Raw genomic sequence first — 20543 nt, 5'->3', positions numbered from 1 at the left:
TTTAATCCTTAAAAAATGAAAACAATGATTATGATTGTATTGATGGGTTTATTCTCTGTCAATAGCCATTCGCAATGCACAGAAAAGCCAACCAGTACTAATGACCCAACAGCAATTGGAATTGTTATTTATTCAAACGATGTGGAAACTATTTGGAACGCCATCCGTTTTGCGAATTTTTCTAAAAAACAAGGAGATACGGTAAGTATTTTTCTTTTAGGCAAAGGGGTTGAATTAGATAATCTAATAAAAACAGAAAAGGATTTAAAAGAACAAGCAAATACTTTTTTAGACAATGGCGGTATTATTTTGGGGTGTGGTACTTGTTTACAAAGTAGAAATAATAAAGACCCAAAAGTTTGCAAGTTTTCCTCAATGGGAGACCTATATGAACTGGTTAGAAAAAATAAAATAGTGATGACATTTTAAATCGTTCCTTATAAATGACTCATGAACACAGAACACATAAAATTGGGGCTTAAAGAAAACTGGAAACAATTTACCATTTTAGTAATTGTAAACGCTTTTGTGGGTGGTATGATAGGAATGGAAAGAAGCATATTCCCAAAATTTGCAGAAGTTGAATTTGGGATAGCATCAAAAACAGCTATTTTATCATTCATTACAGCATTTGGAATTACCAAAGCCATAACTAATTATTTCACAGGGAAATTAGCCAATCGTTTTGGCAGAAAAAATTTGTTGCTGTTTGGTTGGTTTGTGGCTCTACCTATTCCGCTTATCCTGATGAATGCAACAAGTTGGAATTGGGTAGTTTTTGCAAATATACTCTTGGGACTAAGCCAAGGTTTAACTTGGAGTAGTACGGTGGTTATGAAAATTGATTTAGTCGGCGAAAAAGACCGAGGTTTAGCAATGGGCTTAAACGAATTTGCAGGTTATTTTGCTGTTGGTGTAGTTGCTTTTTTTTCAGGTTATGTGGCTAATAAATATGGTATAACGCCATATCCTTTTTACATAGGTGTTGCCATTTCTATTATTGGTTTCTTATTGACATTTTTTTTGGTAAAAGACACAAGATTGCATACTCATAAAGAAAGCGCAACAGACAACACCAAACAACTTGAAAATGTGTTTATGGAAACTACTTTCAAAAACAAAACATTAAGTTCCATTACACAAGCTGGGTTAGTGAACAATCTAAACGATGGAATGATTTGGGGTTTGTTACCTATTGTACTCATATCACTCAATTATAACACAGAAAACATAGGAATAATAACCGCCATTTATCCAACTGTTTGGGGAATTGGACAGCTTTTTACAGGCAAAATGTCTGATGTGTATTCTAAAAAAGCAATGCTTTTTTGGGGGATGCTATTACAAGGAATAGCAATAATTTTCTTGCCATTCAGTCATAGTTTTTTTATGCTATCCTGCATTTCGACTATTTTAGGATTGGGGACAGCATTAGTATATCCCACTTTTTTATCGGCAATTGCACAAGCCACAAGCCCTAAACAAAGAGCAGAAAGCATTGGAACATTCCGACTTTGGAGAGATTTAGGGTATGCTTTTGGAGCCATTATTTCAGGTATAACGGCTGATTTATTTGGAGTAAATTATGCCATTTTTCTTATCGGCGGACTTACAATACTATCCTCAATTATAATTAAATTCCGTATGCCAGAAATAAACAAATTAGCCAAAGAATGTATTGAAATGGAAGAAGTGAAGAAATATCTTCAACAAAACAAAAAAATACAAATTATAGATGTAAGAACAAATGAAGAATTTGAACAGGCACATATCCCAAATGCTATAAATATCGTCTTAACGGAATTAAAAGATGAAGCCATAAAATTTGATAAAAACTATCAATACATTATAACTTGTGGAAAAGGAGGCGGTCGTTCAGCAGACGGTGCAAAACTATTAAATGAATTGGGTTATAATGCCCTTTGGCTTTGTGGAGGAACAAACAATTGGTTAAATATCAATTAACAGGAAAATTGTTTTTAATATATAAAATTATCAACAGCCTTATCCAATTCCTCTTCCAAGATTTTTACATCGACCTGTGTGATTCTAATATTATCCCGATGATCTATTAATTTTGAAACGTGTTCGATTCGCCTTCCATTGTTTAAGGCATTTTGTGAGTTTTACAATACAGACTTATTTAAATCAATTTAATAATTCCTAATTGCAAATTAAAGATTCTTGTGTTTACTGATTCCATATTAAATAGTATAAGGATTGTCCTTATTTATCCATGTAATGTCAGGTCTACGATAAAATCTAATTAGCAACTTCTAATATTTATTTTAACCATGGCGGAGTGAATCATCAGTGAGCCTACTTTAAGTTATCAAAAAACGTCAAAACAGGTATCAAGTGTTCGATTGTGAACCCTGATAGCCCACAAAAAACTCCTTAAGAAATTAAGGAGTTTTTTATTTTATAATATACTTCACAAATTACTTCGTTTAACTTTTACTCAAAAAATAAATCTTAACAAGCTAAAAACCGTCCATTATATTTTTCTTTTTATGTATTATTGTAGAATCCTGCATTCAATGAAGCAGGTATCCATATATGCTGCCACTTAATAGACCGCGATGATAAAAAAACAATTTGTATTACTTTTTATTTTCACTTTACTGACTACATGCCTGTTTGGACAAAACTATGAAAGATATAAAAAGTTAAAAGACACAACCCTAAACTCTAAAAACCTCAGGTATGAAAAAAAGATATCTGTAACGGTTCCAATAGAGTGGCAAAAAGGCTTAAAAAAAGATTTTCCCTTAATTATCGTATTTGATAGGCAAAACAAAAGAAGTCATAATTACATTATTAATACGATTGATTACCTGACAAGTAATGAACTCATGCCATCATCCATAATAATTAGTATAGAATCTGAACAACGCTATCGCTATATTGAAACACAGTATAAAATTTCGGATTCAAACGGACTCGCTTTAGAAAATGAAAAATTCATATTTGAAGAACTTATCCCACTTGCTGAAAAAAAATATAAGGCTGCTTCTTTCAGGCTATTTATTGGCCACTCAAGATATGGGTATTTCACGACATCACTTTTTAGTTCAAGGACAAACGATCTGAACGGCGTTATTTCAATGAGTCCGTTTTTTATCCAGAAAAATACAGACTTAACAGATTCAATTGGCAAATTAATGAAACGCTCTTATAGCGCTAAAAAGTATTATCGATTCGGGATTGGCAACGACTTTCCAGAGGATTTTAGTAAGATGGATTCCATTACAGGGAAATACCTTCTCAATCCTTTCTTAGATATTAAAGGGTCTCATTTTAAAGAAGCCGGTCACGATGCTACACCTGGTTTATTAATAAACACCGCGCTTTATGAAATATTTGAAGAATGGTCTGCTAGTCAGGCAAAGTATTCCTCAATTAAGCAAAAAGATCTAAGTATTAAAACTGCTCTTGAGCAAGAAATACGAAACAACTACGGGACTACACTAAATTTTTCAATTGGTATCTTGAATGGTAAAGGATGGTATTTTTACAATGAAAAACAATACGATAAAGCTATTCAGGCCTGGAACATATTAATGTCTTCGTATCCAAATTTTTCAGAAGGTTACCTGTATATAATAAATACCCAGATTCAATTAAAACATAATTATGATAAAACAGTAGAAGATTTCAAAGAGTCTTTGATCAATTCTGAATTTTATACAGAAAATGAAAAGACGAAACTAATGACTGAATTGCATGAAATGATAAAATAAGCAGCTTTGGTTTCATGATTTATTCTATTTAGCGATCCTTAGCAACCATCTTTACGAATGGGCCGTTTGTAAATTATTTTACCGTTCCGTTCCACATAGTCACCCGATACTATCGGATATAAATACTTGGGCGCGTGCGATACATTATGGCTTCGTATAATTATTTTGTCGTTAACTTCCAGGCTATGCAATTGCTGAAATTCATCAAGTTTTAACAATCCAAAACTAAGAATATAATCGTCTCCATTGATATTGACCATCACCCCGAAACCTAATCTTGAACCTGGCGGAAGAGAAAGAGAGGTTACAACTCCTTCCATATTGGTATAATCCCTAAGGGATTTCCTTATTTTAGCCTCACCGGCATACACTTTTTTACCTTCAGGAGAGTCTTCCCATTTTTTGAACATTACCCCATCGGGGGATGTTTTCCATTTTTTTCTTTCAGCTTTCATTTCAGCGATAGAAAGTAGTTTTGGTAATGACTTCTTAGAAGTTTCATTGTTGATTTCACGACTAATGAATACCAGTCCGCTCACTACAACCAGTAGCAAGATCAGCGCATACATTCCTTTTTTCATAATTTTTGTGGGTTTATAAAATGATATAAAGATTCTTTTGATTCGATACATAGACATTTTGTTTTTCATCTCCTTTCAAACTGATGCAACAAAATTACTGAGATATATTTCAGCCTGAGGTACTTATATTGTAAATAAAAATGTAAACTTTGTAAATAAAAACTTGACAGTATGCATCTTAGCCGATATTTTCTCTCAGGAAAACGCAAATACCTGTCCGGATTGCTTGTACTCGCGTTTATTTCTGTTATCTGTGCAGCTTTCAGCATGACTGATAGTGACGATTTTGTTTTAGCAAAAAGGGAAGTTTTACTCCGCAGGATAGGGCATGAATTGCTTTTAGAGTCGGGCGACAGTACATCAAGGGTACTTCCGGTAAAAAAGATATCCGAAAATGAATACCAAATTAGCTTTGAAAATGAGCTTACTTTTGAACCGGCCTCGTTAGTGAAAATTACCAGGCGTTTGTTGGCCAAAGATCCGCTTGCACACGATTATATTGTTAACGTCCTGAACTGTGATAACTCCAGTGTGGCATATGGATACGCTATATCTAAAAATAAAAAAGACGATATGGTAACCTGCATAGGAAGGAAGCAACCCAAAGCCTGTTACAAGGTTAGCATTCAATTCAATCCAGCGGACATAAATATGCTTAAGAATGGATATCTGCTGGGCAGCCTGTCATTTTTAGCATTTGCCGGTTTTATTTTTTGGAGAGCTGTTAAGCCTCGAAAACGTTCGCCTGAAGGGCAATACAACAATATGTATACTTTGGGTTCGGTGTTGTTTGATGCGAAGAATAGGAAACTTATGGTAAATGGGAATACAATAGACCTGACGGGGACGGAAACCCGTGTACTGCTCATTTTCGCATTGTCTCCCAACGAAATTATAGAGAGAAGCCGCCTGCAAAAAGAGATATGGGAAGACGAAGGTGTTGTTGTGGGCCGTAGTTTGGATATGTTTATATCCAAGATTAGGAAGAAACTGGAACAGGATCCCAATAGCAACATTGTTGTGATACGCAACAAAGGCTATAAGCTTGAAATTAGCCATCAGGAAGAGTAACATAAAGAATCGATCAAATCGAAAATCCCTTAATTTCGTAAGAGTTTTACACCTTTATCAAATAAAAACCATTGTGGAAAGGTAAGGCCCTAGCCCTGATGGAAGCGGCATCCTTTTTGTTCCGTTCTTAAAAACGGGACAAAAAGATACAGCGGACAGCAGGAGAAAGCTCCTAATTAAAATAATACAAAATAAATTTTGAGTGTTGTTACAGGTTCTTTTTCTTAAGGCAGCGCCCTCTGGGTTCATCGCCTTCGTGAAGTACGATTTCGGAATGCAGGAATTGTGCGGCTTCTGCCGAATCTTTTACTTTGGAAGCGCTTCGTTCCAACATTTCGGATTCAAAAGCGGTTAACACGCTTTCCCTGATTCCGGCTTTTCGCCATTGAGACAAAGGCCGGCATCCTTTTGAGATTTCCCGGGCCAGTGCCAACGCATCCAGTACCGCCTGATTTGCGCCTTGCCCTTTGAATGGGCTCATGGGGTGTGCCGCATCACCGATAAGGGTCGCCTGGCTTGCTTTTTGCAATATGTCGGATGTGAGTAATTCCCGGTCGTACACAGGATAGCCCGAAATCCGGTTTTCCTGGGTCGCTGCTAAAATTTGAGGTATGGGATCGTGCCACTGTGTCCTGCGGCAGGCTTCTTTCTTGATGGCTTCAGGACCTTGGGCATGGAGGGTTTTGGCTTCTTCTTCAGGCATCGGGAAGCTTAACTGCCACATCACCGAATCTGAAGTATACGGCATGATGTAAATCCGGTCGTTGCCATTGGCGGTTTGAAAGACTGTAGCAGCATCCAATAAAGGACTGGTAAGGCCTTCTAAGGCGTTCAACGGGCAAATACCCAATATCACAATACAACCTAAGTACCGCAAAGGAGCAGTTTCTTCCCCGATCAGTAACCTGCGTACGGAACTGCGGATGCCATCGGCACCTACTATAAGGTCTGCGCTGGCGTTTTTTATTTCTCCTTCTACCTGGAATGTGAGGTCAATATTTCCATTTTCTGATTCTTTAAAACCGGTCAATTGGTGTCCCCACCGTACCTTATCATGTCCTCCGAGTTGCTCCAGTAATACCTGGCGCAATGATTGCCTGGCGATGTGTATATTGGAACGTTTTGAAGAAGTTTTAGCATGTGTGGGAACCCATTTCCGGACGCCCCATTCCCCAATCACTTTTCCTTCAGTAGTATGGACCAAATGCCTGGTGGAAACCACTCCTTCTTCTAACGTGAAAATACCTAAGCCCTCGATCGCTTTGCTAGCTTGCTGCAGCGTCAGGCCGTAGCCTTGTGACCGGGCATCAAAGTTAGGATCGCGCTCATAAAGGGTAAAAGGAATTCCACGGTGCAGGCAAGCTACAGCCAGGGCCACGCCGCCTATACCGCCACCGATAATGGCGACATTTGGGTAATTTTCGGTATCTTTTATGGGAGCGGCAGCAGAAGGAAGCAATCCGGATCCGCAGCAGTCCGGGCACGGGTATTGGTGGCCTTTAGGACGGGCAGGGGCGATTCCTTCTTGCTGGTTTTTTTCAAATTGATCGAATGCCACCTGGTAGTCGAGCCTCACTTTTTTGCTGAGCCTTCGTCTTTTTTTTCCCATTCCCTGGCATTCCGGGCAAATTGTCCAACTAGTTGCTTTACTTTTCAATTCCTTTTGTTTAACTCGATTCTGATTCCCTTCTAAAAATGATAAGAAACAATCATGATTTTAGGCCTTATGTGATTTACAAGTAAGGATTTATATTTTTTATTGTTTTGCCGGTGGCGAAAACGGCGCAAACTTAAGACAAAAGACCGCCAGTACAAAATGACTTTAGTGTTTTTGGCAAAACTATAGGTCAAAATGTAAGAATAACATAAGTTTTGCTAACGAAACCCGTTTTTTTTTATTTTTTATAAAAAACTTTATAAGAAATATACTATATTCATACTTTCTTCGTTATGCATACATAATTTTAAAACTTTTCTATGAAAAATATAGTCAAAATCTTAGCTGTAGCAGCTGTTTCTTTTTCTGTTTACGCTTTTACTGCAGCTGAAACTAAAACTAAAGAAACCATTACAGTAGTTATTGATGCCGGACATGGAGGTACCGATTTTGGTGCTGTCCACGAAAGCCATATGGAAAAAGACATTGTTTCCCAGATTTCTAACAAAATACATACGCTGAACAAAAATTCGGATGTCATTATTTATTTCACCCGGACCGACGATAATTTGATCACCCTTGAAAAAAGGACAGCCATGATTAATGATATCAAACCGGATTTATTTGTATCGTTGCATGTAAACCAGCACAAGAATGACGGAACTTTCGGGATGGAAGGTTATGTAGCAAAAGAATCCTTGTATAGCGAAGAATCGTTGGCTTTTGCTTCGGATTTGACCTCAAAACTCTCCAAAGCCACAAATTTGAATGTAAGAGGGATTAAAAAAGCCCCGTTTTATATTCTGAAAAATACAAATTGCCCGGGTTTAGTCCTGGAATTGGGCTTTCTGTCTAATGAAAAAGACAGGAATTACCTAACTGATGCCAATAATCAGGAAGTCATCGCCAAAACAATTTTGGATTTTATCTGTCAGATGAGATAAACAAAAAACGCCACTTTTGAATGGCGTTTTTTTTATTCTTGTTCGTACTGGGTTTCGATTTTTTTGATGCTGTCAATAATGCTTTGGGTTTTTTCGTATTCTTTCTGCTTTTGCTTCTTCCCTAAAATAAAATACGCGATAAGCATCCAGGCGATGTAGACAGTCAGGAAAATAACGGTCATTTTTACGGGCATCGGTTCCATCACTTCAATAAAATAAAACACAAAACCTAAATTAAGCAAAATGAAATAGGCTAAAGTGCATTTTGTGGCTACAAACTGCTGGAATGCATAATATTGTTCCAATTGCTGCAGCGCTTTTTGCGGGGATTGCGTCAGGTCTATGGCCTTTAATTGTTTCGCCTGGTACAACCGTAAGGCCGAATAGGAAAAAATGGTAAGGAACATTAACCCGACCCCAATGTAGGTAGTGGCCATTTTAAAATCGATTAGGGCGACAACCCAGGCAATAGCTATAACGGAAAGCAATAGGACAGCTACCTGAATCAGTATTTTGTTCCCCATTGACCTTTTTTCTTTTTTGGCCTTCGAAATAATTTGGGAAACGTCAGGAACCGTACTTTGTTTTTGCTGGTTCCAAATTTCTTTTAGATGATCAAATTCTTTCATATTTTGCGTAAATGGTGCTTAATTGTTGTTTTATCCGGTGTATTTTAACCCTCAGGTTGCCTTCCGATATTTCCGTAATGGTAGCGATTTCAGCATATGGGACTTCTTCGAGCAGAAGGGTAATAATCAGCCTGTCCGATTCCGAAAGCTCGCTGATGCATTTGTACAACAGCTGGATTTGCTGTTCTTTATCTTCGGATTCCTCTTCTTTCCCGATAACCGTTTTATCGATATCGACACTTTTTTTGTTTTTCTGGCTTCTCAAATGATACAGGCAGGTATTTACGGCAATCCGGTAAATCCAGGTGCTTATTTTCGAATCTCCCCTGAACTTATCCAGGTTCTGCCAGGCTTTTATGAAAACTTCCTGTAATAGGTCATCGGCTTCCATAGCATTTCCGGTATATCCGAGGCAAAGACGGTGTACTTTAGGCGAATATGTGTTGTAAATTTCCTTAAAAAAGGTTTCCTGGTTTTGATGGGTGGTCACTTTTGGTCAGATTTAAGATTTTAAGAAAGCATCAACTTCATTAAAGAACCATTCCTGCTGGTCGTACATGATAAAATGCTTGCTGTCCGCTACTTTTATAGTTTTGTTTGGTAATAAAGTGTATTGCTCGTTGTATACTTTTTCGCTGGCTTCTTTTGTTCCGAATACACTTGCCATGACCAGGATAGGGGATTTGATTTTACTGATGTCCTGTCTTAAATCGGTAAGGGACATTTCGATAATGGTGCTTCCTAATGTTTTCCTGTCGCTTTTGAAGCTCCATTCCGCAATTTTACGGGCATGGACAGAATCGCTCACCTGGTACATCATAGCCTTGGTTGTATTCTTAACATAGCCTTCGTTCGGGATGGCTTTAAAATTATTGATGGTTGCCTGTTTGTTATATTGCGGGTTGTTTCGTAAGGATTCTGCCGTTACTTCCGGTTTTCCTATGGCTGAAATAAACGGAAGCCCGTCAACACAAATCCCTTTCCCGAATAAATCCGGCTCGGTGCTGTTTAGCCACAGTGTCATAAAAGCTCCTAAGCTATGACCGATAAGCATTGGTTTTTTTAGTTTTTTGTCTTTTACATATTGGATGATCTGGTCGCGGACCGTTTTCAGGATTTCTTCATCCTCAATTGGTTTTGCCCCTGCAAATCCGGCCAAAGTCAGGACATGCAATTCGTATTTGTTTTTTAAATGATCTACGGTTTCGCTCCACACCTCGCCGCTGCAGGAATATCCCGGGATTAAAATCACCGGCTGGCCTTTTCCGGTAACTTTCACTTCGAAAGCGGTTGGATGTTGTGCAAATACGTTTGCAAAAGCAAGGATGGCTAATACTAAAATGATTACTTTTTTATTCAAGCTTTTAGCATTGTTTTTTCTGTTTTCGTGAATTCTTGATGTCATGATTATTGATTTTTTAGGTTGTTTATTTCTCTTATGATACAAACCGAAATCAATTGTTACAGAAAAAATGTTTTTTTTACGTATTTATTTCCAAATCTTTTATATAGTCCTGATTTTCATAGAAGAATCGCTCGAAAGAATCCATGTTTTCGTAAAAGAAATCGAAGATCTCCGGCCAGGTCGCTTTGTTGTTTAAACTGATTCCGTTTTTCTCGACCCATATCCTGCTGATTATTTTGCCGGTTTCCAGGTGGTAATTCCTTTCCAGGACAACTTCCGGGATATAGTCTTCCATTAAAATGGCTTTTAAGGATTCGATTTTTTCAAAATAAATTTTGCGTTTTTCTTCATCTCGGGGTTCGATATCGATAAGGACCTGGGCTTTTTTATTGTCTACGAAGAACTTAAAGGAAAAATCCTTGATCTTCGTATCGTAAAGAATCCATTTCCGAGGGTAGGCTTCGGCAAATTGGGTCCAGAATTCTTTTTTTATTTTGATGCTTTCTTCTTTGCTATACATGCGTTTGATGCGGATAAAATTGTTAAATTCATTTTTTTAAGCTATCTTTATGTTTGTGTTGATTCAAAATCAATAGGATAACTATTGTTAAAAACCTACGTAATGGAATTTTCAGATTTCTTAAAATATGTCCCAAAAATAGCAAAAGAATCGCTACCGGCGAGCATTGCGCATGCAAAAATGGTTCCTCCCGGGCGTATCGAACTTTTGAAAAACCAGGATTTCTCCCAAAAAAAACCAAGGAAAGCAGCAGTTTTGATGCTGTTTTACCCCAAAAAAAGCATCACGCACCTGGCCTTGATTGTCAGGAATTCGTATCCCGGGATCCATGCCTCGCAAATTGCTTTTCCGGGAGGAAAGGTAGAAGATTTCGATTCTTCGCTTTCGGCTACGGCCTTGCGGGAAACCCAGGAAGAAATAGGGGTTGCTTCACATAAAGTCAATGTGGTAAGGGCTTTCAGCGAAGTATATATTCCGCCCAGTAACTTCCTCGTTTCGCCTTTTTTGGGGTTTTCGGAAGAGGAACTTATTTTTGACCTAAGCCCTGATGAGGTTTCCGATATTATCGAACTGCCCCTTTGCCAGTTCCTTGACGAAAATATTGTGGTTCAGGTAAATATGTCTACTTCTTATGCTACGGATATTTCTGTTCCGGCTTTCCAAATCAACGAACATTTGGTATGGGGAGCAACGGCCATGATGATGAGCGAACTTAAAGAAATTATTAAAAAAGTCTTATAATCTGATACTTTTTGTAACTTTGCAGCTTATCTTTTTTATAAAATTATGGGATTATTTAAACGAAATCCTTTTGGTCATATTCTTTTTTTGAAACGCTGGTTAATCCGAATTGCCGGAGCAATAACGCACAGAAGGTATCGCGGTTTTAATCAATTAGAGATTGACGGTTCTGAAATCATAAGAGCTTTGCCGGATAAAAACGTATTGTTTATTTCCAACCATCAAACATATTTTGCAGATGTTGTAGCAATGTTCCATGTTTTCAACGCAAGTTTAAAAGGCAGGGAAGATAATATCAAGAACATTGGTTATCTCTGGAACCCAAAACTCAATATGTATTATATCGGGGCAAAAGAAACCCTGCAGGCTAATTTCCTGACCAAGATCCTGGCGTATGCCGGAGCCATCACGGTCGAAAGGACCTGGCGTGCCGGAGGAAAAGATGTTGCGGAGCACGAACAGAAATCAATAAATCCCAACGATACCGAAAATATTGGGATTGCACTGGAAGATGGCTGGGTTATCACTTTCCCGCAGGGAACCACCAAATCATTCAAGCCTGTCCGTAAAGGAACCGCACATATCATCAAAAACCACAAACCTATTGTGGTGCCTATTGTTATTGATGGTTTCCGTCGTTCATTCGATAAAAAAGGATTGCGCCTGAAGAAAAAAGGAATCCTGCAGTCTTTTATCATAAAAGAACCTTTGGAGATTGATTATGAGAATGATACGATAGAAGAAATTGTAGAAAAAGTAGAATATGCGATTGAACAGCATCCTTCCTTCCTTAAGGTAATCCCGGTAGAAGTTATCGAAGAACAAAAAGAATTGGACAGATTACGCCAATGGAATTATTAAATAAAAAAGGGCTCAATTGTTGAGCCCTTTTTTTATAAATCTATTTTTTTCAATTCGTTGAAGTTTTTATTGAGTTTGCGCAGCAGCCTTCCGTAGATCAGGTTGTAGATGAGCCAGAACAACCCGACAAATATCGTGGCAACTATAAAAAAGACCCCAAAGGAAATCAAATGGAAACTCAGGGAAATCTCATTGGCCTTGCCTCCGTTTTCCAAAAAGCCTTTTTCCATGCCCTTTTCAAAAACATAAGAACCAAGAGAGATGAAAAGAACGGCAAAAGTTATGATATTGAATAAAATATAATTCTTTACTACCCTTCTGGTTTTCAATATGTTGTTCATCAATGATTTGGTGTTGTCCGTTGTCGAGACCCTTTTGTACATAATATAAAAACGGGTAATGAAATACAGGATAACAATATATATGACCACATTGGAAAACCTGTAATAATCATAAATGCCAAGGCCTTTTAACAATTTTATATTCTCTGCGTCAAATTTTGTAAATGACATGATGATGCCTAACACGATACCAAAACTCAATTCGATAATGCTTATAATGAAAATCCATTTTACCGTTGAGGAAGAGTTTTTATGCAACATCGCATAAATCTCCTGTTCCGAAACCCTCGGGTAATTATTGATTTTATTCCAGTCTTTTTTTAATACATCCAACTCTTCCATACATTCTTTTCCGTTACGGATTAATAATTTTTTTCAGTTTCGTTTTGATTCGATTCATTTTGACACGGGCATTCACTTCGCTGATTCCTAATGTTTCCGAGATTTCTTCATAATCCTTGTCTTCGAGGTACATAAAAACCAATGCCTTTTCAATATCGTTCAATTGCTGTACGGCCTTGTATAAAAGTTTTATGTGCTCTTCTTCCTCGTAATTGTATTCGTCTTGGGAAACAAAATGTTTACCGGTTTCAAACTCAATCGTATTTATTGTTTTGGAGCTTTTACGGTATAAAGTAATGGCTGTATTCAGTGCTACGCGGTAGGCCCAGGTAGAAAATTTGGAATCACCCCTGAACTTCGGGAAGGCTTTCCATAATTGAATGGTAATTTCCTGAAACAAATCATTATGAGCATCTTCACCTTGCGTATACAAACGGCAAATCTTGTGAATGATATTCTGATTTTCTTTTAATTGCGCGACAAACGATTGCTCTAATGCATTACTCATATCGAGTTAGTAGTTTTGCGGTTGAATTTGTTACAAAAAAAAGGAAATATCCAAAACGGCCGGATTTCAAAGCCGTTTATTTTTGTTTTTTTATTGTTAGATCTGTAGGAATTTGGCGCTGTTTTTCGGCAGAAACATCGTAACTTAGCCATTCTGAACCATTCCAATACAAAGAATGAATATTCCACAATCAAAAAATCCCAGGGTCGTAATCATCGGTGGGGGATTTGCAGGTATCACATTAGCCAAAAAACTAAAAAATAAAAACCTACAGGTTGTCCTTTTGGACAAGCATAATTACCACACATTCCAGCCGTTATTGTACCAGGTTGCTACTGGCGGGCTCGAAGCAGGTTCCATTGCTTACCCAATAAGGAAAGTGATCCAGGAATTCCAGGATTTTTACTTCCGGCTTACTTCAGTGAAGGAGATTGATACGCAAAACCGTAAAATCATTTCTGAAATAGGCGATTTGCATTATGATTACCTGGTTATTGCCACAGGTTCGAAAACCAATTATTTCGGAAACAAGGAAATTGAACGCAATTCGATGTCGATGAAGACCATTCCGCAATCGCTTAATATCCGAAGCCTGATTTTGGAAAATTTCGAACAGGCGGTCCTAACCAAAGACGTTAACGATAAAAACAGCCTGATGAATTTCGTATTGGTAGGAGGCGGGCCAACAGGAGTCGAACTGGCCGGTGCTTTGGCCGAAATGAAAAAAGCGATCCTGCAAAAGGATTACCCGGACCTGGACATCGGTAAAATGCAGATCAACCTTATCCAGAGCGGCGACCGCATACTGAACACGATGAGCGAAAAAGCATCCAAAGCTGCTGAAGGATTCCTGCTCGGCCTTGGTGTCAAAATCTGGAAAAATGTCCGGGTTACCCATTACGACGGGCGTACGATTTTGACTAATTCCGATATCACTTTCGATACCGCGACCGTTATCTGGACGGCCGGAGTGCAAGGCGCTGTTGTTGCTGGGCTTGACGCCGGGTCTTTAGTCGAAAAGGCCGAACGGATCCGTGTAAATGAATTCAGCCAGGTGGCAGGGCATTCGAATATTTTCGCTATCGGGGACATTGCTTTAATGGAAACCGGGGAATATCCGTTAGGGCACCCGATGATGGCACAACCTGCCTTGCAACAAGGGCGTTTGTTGGGTGAAAACCTGGTACGGTTCGTAAAAAATGAGCCTATGGTCCCGTTTGAATATAATGACAAAGGTTCTATGGCAACTATTGGCCGGAACAAAGCAGTTGTCGATTTGCCAAGATACCATTTCCATGGAGTTTTTGCATGGTTTGTCTGGATGTTTGTGCATTTGTTTTCGCTGATAGGATTTAAGAACAAAGCGGTTGTTTTCCTGAATTGGGTATATAATTATATCCGTTTTGACAGGGAAGGGCGCCTGATTATCCGTCCGTACAAAAAAAGGAGTTTTACGACTTTTACCAGTGATGAGATTTAATTGTAAAGAAAATGCCAGTCAGTTTATCCAAAGCTTTCCCAAAACTTAAAGGTATCGTCGAGAAATACCAGGATTTCTGGTATGAGGAAACGCTGCCTGCCAAATATACGCTGCTGCAGGAAGGAGATGTGTCCAATACGTTGTATTTTATCGTCAAGGGATGCATCCGCCTATCGAACAATTACAATGGGAAAGAAATAACCATACAGTTCTTTTTTGAAAATGAATTTGTGTCCTCTTTTGAAAGTTACCTCAAAAACACTCCAAGTGATTTTAGCATAGAAACCATTGAAGAATGCCAGTTGCTGGTCATCAAAAAAGAAAACTGGAAAACCATCATGGACCAAAACCCGTTGTTCCGGGAGATGTTTTTTGATTTTACTTCCGACCGTTTCATCAATTACATCCATCATTTTTTATCCTATATCCAGGAAAAACCCGAAGAGCGCTACCAAAACCTCATCAAAAACAAATCTCATATCCTACAGCGTGTCCCCTTGCAATACATCGCTTCGTACCTGGGCATCACAACCGTTTCCTTAAGCCGGATACGGGCCAGGAAACAACCAAAATAAACACCGGAATGTAAAAAATAAGTTTCGAAAGAGTTAATTAATTTTTTGTAGGAATTTAATTAACAAATGTTAATTTTTATAAAGGGAATTTGACTAAAATTTGCGTCAAATCTAAACTTAATAAAAATGAAAAAAAATGTTATTCTTTCGAACTTCCAACCCATTTTAGTTGGCAAATTAACAGATCAGCAAAAACTCAACCAGTACACCAAATTTTTGTACCATCATTTCCAGAACCAACCGAGTTTGGCTGTAACGGGAGATGATGAGCTGGACGATATATCTGTAAGTTTTGAATTTATTTCGGATCAGGTTGATAAATATTCTGTTTCTCCTGAAAACATCCATCAGCGGCAAATCCTGATCTTTGAAGAAGTTGACCAGTTCATCGAGGAGAAGATGGAGAGTACATTGCCATCCGAATACCAGCTTCCGAAAAGCTTCATGACAAAGCCCGGTGACATTTACGGACCGAAAATTGGAGATCGTATGCTATGGTTCAAGGAAAAAATGTCTTATGTTTTTGATGAATTCTACGCAAAAAACAATACAAAACCGGAAAATTTAGTACATGTTACCTGTTCCGGATATGCCTCACCGAGCGTTGCCCAGGAAGCGGTAATAAAAAGGAATTGGGACACAGCACAAGTAACGCATTCCTATCAAATGGGCTGTTATGGTGCTTTTCCGGCTATCCGTACGGCAAGCAGCCTGGTTAATTCCAGTACTGCCAACGGCCGTGTAGATGTCATCCATACGGAATTGTTATCGGCGCATTTGAACCTGACCGAATTTTCCAATGCCAATACAATGATCTGTTCTCTTTTTGCAGATGGGTTTATCGGTTATTCGCTATATGAGGAAGATTCTTTTATGAATGATACCGCTATCGAAGAGAAAAAAGGGTTGCGCATCCTGTCTTCCCATGAAGTCATCATCCCGGATTCGCTGGAAGACATGTCTTGGGATCTGGGCGAATATAATTTCCTGATGACCCTTTCCAAGAGAGTGCCGGTTTTCATCCGTAAAAATATCAAGTCATTCTTAACAACACTTTGCCGGAAAGCCAATGTAGACCTTGAGGAAGATAAGTACAAAATGCATTTTGCGATCCATCCGGGTGGCCCGAAAATCATTGATTATGTTGTGGATGAGATCGGGATTTTCAAAGAGCAGGCAAGCTGGTCGTATGAAGTATTGCGCCGCCAGGGAAATATGTCTTCGGCTACAATCCCTCATATTTTTAATGAAATTGTAAACGATGATACAATCCTTCCGGGGACAAAAGTAGTCGCAATGGCTTTCGGCCCGGGCCTTACAGCAACGGCTTTATTAGTGGAGAAAATTTAATTCTTACTCATTACATGGAAGATATATATGATGTAATAATTGCAGGATGTGGTCCTACCGGGGCCACATTTGCCAATTATTTTGGAAAACACAACTTAAAAGTCCTGTTGTTTGATACCGCGCCTGATATTATTGATTATCCCAGGGCAGTCCATATAGATGAAGACGTAATCCGGATTTTTCAGGAATTGGGCTTATATGAAGACATGAAAAAAGACGCCATCAAGCCTTTCGAGAATTATGCCCTGGTGTCAAAAAAAGACAAAGTGCTTTTTCAGTTCCAGCCTGATTCGAGTGTTTCGGAAGATATCCCGGACTGCAACTGGATACTGCAGCCTGAGATAGAAAAGCACCTGAGAAATGGCTTTTCGCTCTATCCTAACGTAACATTCCTAAAGGAAACTACCTGGACCGACTTGAGCCAGACCAAAGAAGAACTATCCTTGGTTTTAACCGATAAAGAGAACACGGTTACCAGGGTCAAAGCCAAATTCCTGATTGCCTGTGATGGCGGGAAAAGCCCCATCCGCAAAAGAATGGGGATTTCGGTGTATGATTTCGGGTTTAAAAAAGAATGGTTTGTTATTGATACGAATTACTTTGGCAAACAACTGTTTTCGGAAGACCACAAACAATTTTGTGATCCAAAGCAGCCTATAACATATGTAAATGGAGTGAATAATCATTTTAGGTGGGAATTTATGGTTTCCGAACAGGACAGTGCGCTTTCCGATGAATTACTGGCAGACAAAATGATCCCGAAACTAAAGGCGCTTTTTCCTATTGAGGAATTTGAAATCATCCGTCAGAAAAAATATGCGTTCCATACGTTATTGGCAAATTCCTGGCGATCGGGGCGGGTTTTCCTTGCCGGAGATGCCGCCCACCAGATGCCGCCTTTTTTAGGACAGGGAATGTGCTCAGGAATAAAAGACGCAAAAAACCTATCCTGGAAAATAGTCAGGGCATGCCTGAATCCTGGCGAAGAAACGGAGCAATTGCTTGATTCCTATTATACGGAAAGAGCGCCTCAAGTGCGTAAAATAATCAGGTTGGCGGCCATACTTGGAGGCTTCATCCAATATTCCAATCCTATCTTGTCTCCTTTGCGCAACGGATTGCTTCGGATCTTCAATATTTTGCCAAGCAAGCCTATTGATGCCTTGATCAACAAACATCTTTACGGCCTGGATATTGATAATTTTTCGAGGTTTAAGCATTCTTTAGTAGGGAAACGTTTGCCGCAACCGATCGTTTGGACCAAAGACGACCAACTGTATTTTGATGAACTGTGCGGGTTTAACTGGGTTGTTTTGTACCGGGCCGAAAGTAAGATTTACCCGCTTGAATTGTCTGGAGTCCTGAAATTCATTCCGTTGGTTACTGGTTTTCCAATCTATGGCAATGAAATCAAATCGGTTCTTTTTACCAAATGGATGGCAGAACAGAAAGCAGATTTTGTGATCATACGGCCTGATAAGTTCATTTTCAATATCGGAAATGAAAAAGAATACGATACCATTATCCAAAGGACACAATCGTACCTGAATAAAATCTACTCCAACTAAAATAGTCTTAACCCCCAAATACTATGAATATATTAATTGTTTTCAATCATCCTTACGAAGGAAGTTATTGTAATTCTTTGCTAAATGCCGTACAAAAAGGGCTGCAGCTGGCAAGCCATACCACAGACCTGATCCATTTGGACCGGGAACAATTCAATCCTGTAATGTCGGCGCAGGACTTACGTGCATTCAGGGACCGGAAACCGGTAGATTGCCAGGTGATCAATTACCAGGAAAGGCTCCAGAACGCGGACCATCTTATTTTTATTTTCCCGATATGGTGGGAACTTATGCCGGCCCTTATGAAAGGTTTTATCGATAAGGTTATTTTTCCGGGATTGGCTTATGATTATTCCAACGCAAGCAATACCAGGATGAAACCGCTGCTTAAAAACATTAAAGGCGTTACTGTGATTACCACGATGAATACACCGGGATTCATTTACCGGTGGTTTTTTGGCAATGCCATACAAAGAGCGCTTATAAGAGGGACATTTTGGAAATTAGGATATAAAAACAGAAAATGGATTAGTTTCAACAGAGTGAAAATGGTCAGTCAGGAAAAACGGGAGGAATGGCTCCAAAAGCTTGAAAAGCAATTTTCCCGTCTCTAGTTTGATGTTTGCGGGTAGTGTAAGGAAATTATGCTACCCGTTTTTTTTGGTTCAAATGAAATCCTTCTTTTTAAAATAAAGCTTCTCGAACTTAAAACAAACATCCTTGTATTTAGAACAAACCTTCACCAACTTAAAACAAACCTTCATCAACTTAAAACAAACCTTCACCAACTTAAAACAAACCTTCTCCAACTTAAAACAAACCTTCACCAACTTAAAACAAACATTCACCAACTTAAAACAAACCTTCACCAACTTAAAACAAACATTCATCAACTTAAAACAAACATTCACCAACTTAAAACAAACCTTCACCAACTTAAAACAAACATTCATCAACTTAAAACAAACATTCATCAACTTAAAACAAATGTTCTTCTACTTAAAACAAATGTTCGTCAACTTAAAACAATCCTTAAAGAAAGGCTGCTGGTTTTTATAAAAAGTAAAGTGGATTGTATGTGTTGAGGTTACAAAGGCCTGTCCTGGTAATAATTGACCATTAAATCTACAAATTTGCTGTAGCTTTCCAAACCGTCCTTTTGTTGGTTCAGTTTGAGGAAGTTGTCATAAAATATATGGAAGCCTGTTTCGATAAAAGTCTGGTGGTTTTCCCAAAAGTCCTTACTTTCCTTATAATTCTTAAGGACTCCGGGGTGGATGGTCTTGAGCAATTGCTTCAGGGTTTTGGGATCCCGGATTTCCCAGTTGGACAAACAATAGCGCAGGGCATGGCTGTAGCCGGAGTATTTAAAATACAGGTCATCGTTTTTTGTGGAGGCTAAAAAACCAATGAAATTTGCTTCGCTTTCGCTGGAAAAACCCATCTGGTGGGACATTTCGTGGCAAGCCGTACTTGGGAAATTGTAGCGCGGGATCATTCCGTTGACCTGGGCTTCATTCGTAAAAGGGTTCAGGTAACCGCCAAAACCCATGTAAGTTAGCGGATAACTGAACAGTGATGTTTTCTGGCTGGGGGTTTTGTAGGTAAAGAAAGCATATTCGCGGGAAAGCTTGCTGTAGCCTGCCAATGCGGTATCGAAAATCTGCTTTTGCGAATAAGGGACGCTTACTTTTTTAGCGTTGTCCTGGGTAATTTCCCATTGGGTTTGATTGGTTTTCAAGATCAGTTTTTGGGTAAAATCCAGCAGCTGGGCATCGGTATACCGGGTTTGGATATTCATTTTCTCAAACAATGGCAAACGGTAATAGTTAAAGGCCCACAATACATGGAAGATAAAATAGGCAACCGAGAGAAGGCTTACGACCGAAAGTGCCTTAGTTTTCCAGCTGACTTTCCGGTTTTGGTAAAACCAATAAAACCCCCAAAGGATTAAAATAGCATATAATACATCGCCAAAGGAAAAAGGGAGCCAGCCTAAAACCTTTCGGGAAAACCCGGAGACAATGGGATATACTCCGTTGCTGTAATATTTCTCGACAAACCCGGGAAAAAACAACAATATTTTTAAGCCGATAACCTGGACAATAAGCAATAAGGGAAGGATATATTTTCGTTTCACCGGATTCGTTTTTGAAACGTAAATATAATTACAATATCAATTGGTAGAAAAAGTATTTAAACTTTGTAACTTTGACCTTTTAACAAC

The 20543-nt window shown here is 38.7% G+C and carries 21 protein-coding genes; 12 read left to right on the top strand and 9 right to left on the bottom strand.

Features of this window, described 5'->3' with window-relative positions; genetic code table 11:
* Positions 1-15: 15 nt before the first annotated feature.
* The 3 genes from E4635_RS05175 to E4635_RS05160 all read left to right on the top strand — a co-directional run bounded on the left by E4635_RS05175 (position 16) and on the right by E4635_RS05160 (position 3743).
* On the top strand, positions 16-429 hold the full coding sequence (locus E4635_RS05175; protein WP_211518732.1) for a DsrE family protein: 414 nt from the start codon (positions 16-18) through the stop codon (positions 427-429).
* A gap of 21 nt (positions 430-450) precedes the next feature.
* A complete protein-coding gene (locus E4635_RS05170) occupies positions 451-1965 on the top strand; it encodes an MFS transporter (protein ID WP_135525554.1) in 1515 nt (504 codons plus the stop codon).
* 617 nt (positions 1966-2582) lie between these two features.
* Complete coding sequence (locus E4635_RS05160) at positions 2583-3743, top strand: alpha/beta hydrolase-fold protein (RefSeq protein ID WP_135525553.1); 1161 nt, start codon at positions 2583-2585, stop codon at positions 3741-3743.
* Positions 3744-3781: 38 nt separating this feature from the next.
* On the opposite strand, the gene E4635_RS05155 is transcribed toward E4635_RS05160, so the two are convergent.
* Positions 3782-4324 carry a hypothetical protein gene (locus E4635_RS05155; RefSeq protein ID WP_135525552.1) on the bottom strand — a complete coding sequence of 181 codons (543 nt, stop codon included), beginning with the start codon at positions 4322-4324 and terminating at the stop codon, positions 3782-3784.
* Between the two features lie 171 nt (positions 4325-4495).
* Here E4635_RS05155 and E4635_RS05150 point away from each other — a divergent pair, with 171 nt between their 5' ends.
* Positions 4496-5395, top strand: a complete 900-nt coding sequence (locus tag E4635_RS05150; RefSeq protein ID WP_135525551.1) for a winged helix-turn-helix domain-containing protein — start codon at positions 4496-4498, stop codon at positions 5393-5395.
* Between the two features lie 208 nt (positions 5396-5603).
* Here E4635_RS05150 and E4635_RS05145 read toward each other — a convergent pair whose 3' ends face one another.
* Positions 5604-7004 carry an FAD-dependent oxidoreductase gene (locus E4635_RS05145; RefSeq protein WP_135525603.1) on the bottom strand — a complete coding sequence of 467 codons (1401 nt, stop codon included), beginning with the start codon at positions 7002-7004 and terminating at the stop codon, positions 5604-5606.
* 368 nt (positions 7005-7372) lie between these two features.
* On the opposite strand from E4635_RS05145, the gene E4635_RS05140 reads away from it, so the two are divergent.
* A complete protein-coding gene (locus E4635_RS05140) occupies positions 7373-7996 on the top strand; it encodes an N-acetylmuramoyl-L-alanine amidase family protein (protein ID WP_135525550.1) in 624 nt (207 codons plus the stop codon).
* A 32-nt stretch (positions 7997-8028) separates the two neighbouring features.
* Here E4635_RS05140 and E4635_RS05135 read toward each other — a convergent pair whose 3' ends face one another.
* The 4 genes from E4635_RS05135 to E4635_RS05120 all read right to left on the bottom strand — a co-directional run bounded on the left by E4635_RS05135 (position 8029) and on the right by E4635_RS05120 (position 10550).
* A complete protein-coding gene (locus E4635_RS05135; RefSeq protein ID WP_135525549.1) occupies positions 8029-8625 on the bottom strand; it encodes a hypothetical protein in 597 nt (198 codons plus the stop codon).
* Positions 8612-9115 carry an RNA polymerase sigma factor gene (locus E4635_RS05130; protein WP_135525548.1) on the bottom strand — a complete coding sequence of 168 codons (504 nt, stop codon included), beginning with the start codon at positions 9113-9115 and terminating at the stop codon, positions 8612-8614. Before E4635_RS05130 ends, E4635_RS05135 begins: the two co-directional genes overlap by 14 nt.
* Positions 9116-9127: 12 nt before the next feature.
* Complete coding sequence (locus tag E4635_RS05125; RefSeq protein ID WP_135525547.1) at positions 9128-10030, bottom strand: alpha/beta fold hydrolase; 903 nt, start codon at positions 10028-10030, stop codon at positions 9128-9130.
* 76 nt (positions 10031-10106) lie between these two features.
* Entirely contained in the window at positions 10107-10550 is a 444-nt protein-coding gene (locus E4635_RS05120; protein WP_135525546.1) for a DUF4268 domain-containing protein, read from the bottom strand.
* A 102-nt stretch (positions 10551-10652) separates the two neighbouring features.
* Between E4635_RS05120 and E4635_RS05115 the strand changes: the two genes are divergently transcribed.
* Positions 10653-11291, top strand: coding sequence for an NUDIX hydrolase (locus tag E4635_RS05115; protein ID WP_135525545.1), 639 nt, complete (start codon positions 10653-10655; stop codon positions 11289-11291).
* Between the two features lie 45 nt (positions 11292-11336).
* Positions 11337-12152 (top strand): lysophospholipid acyltransferase family protein, encoded by an 816-nt coding sequence (locus tag E4635_RS05110; protein WP_135525544.1) that lies wholly within the window; start codon positions 11337-11339, stop codon positions 12150-12152.
* A gap of 32 nt (positions 12153-12184) precedes the next feature.
* On the opposite strand, the gene E4635_RS05105 is transcribed toward E4635_RS05110, so the two are convergent.
* Both E4635_RS05105 and E4635_RS05100 read right to left on the bottom strand, forming a co-directional pair.
* Positions 12185-12835, bottom strand: coding sequence for a hypothetical protein (locus E4635_RS05105; protein ID WP_135525543.1), 651 nt, complete (start codon positions 12833-12835; stop codon positions 12185-12187).
* A gap of 13 nt (positions 12836-12848) precedes the next feature.
* Positions 12849-13343, bottom strand: a complete 495-nt coding sequence (locus tag E4635_RS05100; RefSeq protein WP_135525542.1) for an RNA polymerase sigma factor — start codon at positions 13341-13343, stop codon at positions 12849-12851.
* Between the two features lie 175 nt (positions 13344-13518).
* Between E4635_RS05100 and E4635_RS05095 the strand changes: the two genes are divergently transcribed.
* From E4635_RS05095 to E4635_RS05075, 5 genes are all read left to right on the top strand, one after another.
* A complete protein-coding gene (locus E4635_RS05095) occupies positions 13519-14823 on the top strand; it encodes an NAD(P)/FAD-dependent oxidoreductase (protein WP_135525541.1) in 1305 nt (434 codons plus the stop codon).
* Between the two features lie 11 nt (positions 14824-14834).
* A complete protein-coding gene (locus E4635_RS05090; RefSeq protein ID WP_135525540.1) occupies positions 14835-15398 on the top strand; it encodes a Crp/Fnr family transcriptional regulator in 564 nt (187 codons plus the stop codon).
* A gap of 126 nt (positions 15399-15524) precedes the next feature.
* Positions 15525-16748, top strand: coding sequence for a 3-oxoacyl-[acyl-carrier-protein] synthase III C-terminal domain-containing protein (locus tag E4635_RS05085; RefSeq protein ID WP_135525539.1), 1224 nt, complete (start codon positions 15525-15527; stop codon positions 16746-16748).
* Between the two features lie 14 nt (positions 16749-16762).
* Positions 16763-18316, top strand: coding sequence for an FAD-dependent monooxygenase (locus tag E4635_RS05080; RefSeq protein ID WP_135525538.1), 1554 nt, complete (start codon positions 16763-16765; stop codon positions 18314-18316).
* A 23-nt stretch (positions 18317-18339) separates the two neighbouring features.
* Positions 18340-18930, top strand: a complete 591-nt coding sequence (locus tag E4635_RS05075; protein ID WP_135525537.1) for an NAD(P)H-dependent oxidoreductase — start codon at positions 18340-18342, stop codon at positions 18928-18930.
* A gap of 473 nt (positions 18931-19403) precedes the next feature.
* On the opposite strand, the gene E4635_RS05070 is transcribed toward E4635_RS05075, so the two are convergent.
* Positions 19404-20456: a DUF3810 domain-containing protein gene (locus E4635_RS05070; protein WP_135525536.1), complete on the bottom strand. Its 1053-nt coding sequence runs from the start codon at positions 20454-20456 to the stop codon at positions 19404-19406.
* Positions 20457-20543: the final 87 nt, after the last annotated feature.

It is taken from the genome of Flavobacterium humi, assembly GCF_004745595.1.
Classification (GTDB): domain Bacteria; phylum Bacteroidota; class Bacteroidia; order Flavobacteriales; family Flavobacteriaceae; genus Flavobacterium; species Flavobacterium humi.
The sequence above is the reverse complement of the archived record's forward strand: the minus strand, read 5'-3'. Positions and strand labels throughout refer to the sequence as shown.

Excerpts from the sequence above, each read along its gene's own strand:
- E4635_RS05175 (WP_211518732.1), top strand. The coding sequence starts at position 16 with ATGAAAACAATGATTATGATTGTATTGATGGGTTTATTCTCTGTCAAT.
- E4635_RS05170 (WP_135525554.1), top strand. The coding sequence starts at position 451 with ATGAACACAGAACACATAAAATTGGGGCTTAAAGAAAACTGGAAACAA.
- E4635_RS05160 (WP_135525553.1), top strand. The coding sequence starts at position 2,583 with ATGATAAAAAAACAATTTGTATTACTTTTTATTTTCACTTTACTGACT.
- E4635_RS05155 (WP_135525552.1), bottom strand. The coding sequence starts at position 4,324 with ATGAAAAAAGGAATGTATGCGCTGATCTTGCTACTGGTTGTAGTGAGC.
- E4635_RS05150 (WP_135525551.1), top strand. The coding sequence starts at position 4,496 with ATGCATCTTAGCCGATATTTTCTCTCAGGAAAACGCAAATACCTGTCC.
- E4635_RS05145 (WP_135525603.1), bottom strand. The coding sequence starts at position 7,004 with ATGGGAAAAAAAAGACGAAGGCTCAGCAAAAAAGTGAGGCTCGACTAC.
- E4635_RS05140 (WP_135525550.1), top strand. The coding sequence starts at position 7,373 with ATGAAAAATATAGTCAAAATCTTAGCTGTAGCAGCTGTTTCTTTTTCT.
- E4635_RS05135 (WP_135525549.1), bottom strand. The coding sequence starts at position 8,625 with ATGAAAGAATTTGATCATCTAAAAGAAATTTGGAACCAGCAAAAACAA.
- E4635_RS05125 (WP_135525547.1), bottom strand. The coding sequence starts at position 10,030 with ATGACATCAAGAATTCACGAAAACAGAAAAAACAATGCTAAAAGCTTG.
- E4635_RS05120 (WP_135525546.1), bottom strand. The coding sequence starts at position 10,550 with ATGTATAGCAAAGAAGAAAGCATCAAAATAAAAAAAGAATTCTGGACC.
- E4635_RS05115 (WP_135525545.1), top strand. The coding sequence starts at position 10,653 with ATGGAATTTTCAGATTTCTTAAAATATGTCCCAAAAATAGCAAAAGAA.
- E4635_RS05110 (WP_135525544.1), top strand. The coding sequence starts at position 11,337 with ATGGGATTATTTAAACGAAATCCTTTTGGTCATATTCTTTTTTTGAAA.
- E4635_RS05105 (WP_135525543.1), bottom strand. The coding sequence starts at position 12,835 with ATGGAAGAGTTGGATGTATTAAAAAAAGACTGGAATAAAATCAATAAT.
- E4635_RS05100 (WP_135525542.1), bottom strand. The coding sequence starts at position 13,343 with ATGAGTAATGCATTAGAGCAATCGTTTGTCGCGCAATTAAAAGAAAAT.
- E4635_RS05095 (WP_135525541.1), top strand. The coding sequence starts at position 13,519 with ATGAATATTCCACAATCAAAAAATCCCAGGGTCGTAATCATCGGTGGG.
- E4635_RS05090 (WP_135525540.1), top strand. The coding sequence starts at position 14,835 with ATGCCAGTCAGTTTATCCAAAGCTTTCCCAAAACTTAAAGGTATCGTC.
- E4635_RS05085 (WP_135525539.1), top strand. The coding sequence starts at position 15,525 with ATGAAAAAAAATGTTATTCTTTCGAACTTCCAACCCATTTTAGTTGGC.
- E4635_RS05080 (WP_135525538.1), top strand. The coding sequence starts at position 16,763 with ATGGAAGATATATATGATGTAATAATTGCAGGATGTGGTCCTACCGGG.
- E4635_RS05075 (WP_135525537.1), top strand. The coding sequence starts at position 18,340 with ATGAATATATTAATTGTTTTCAATCATCCTTACGAAGGAAGTTATTGT.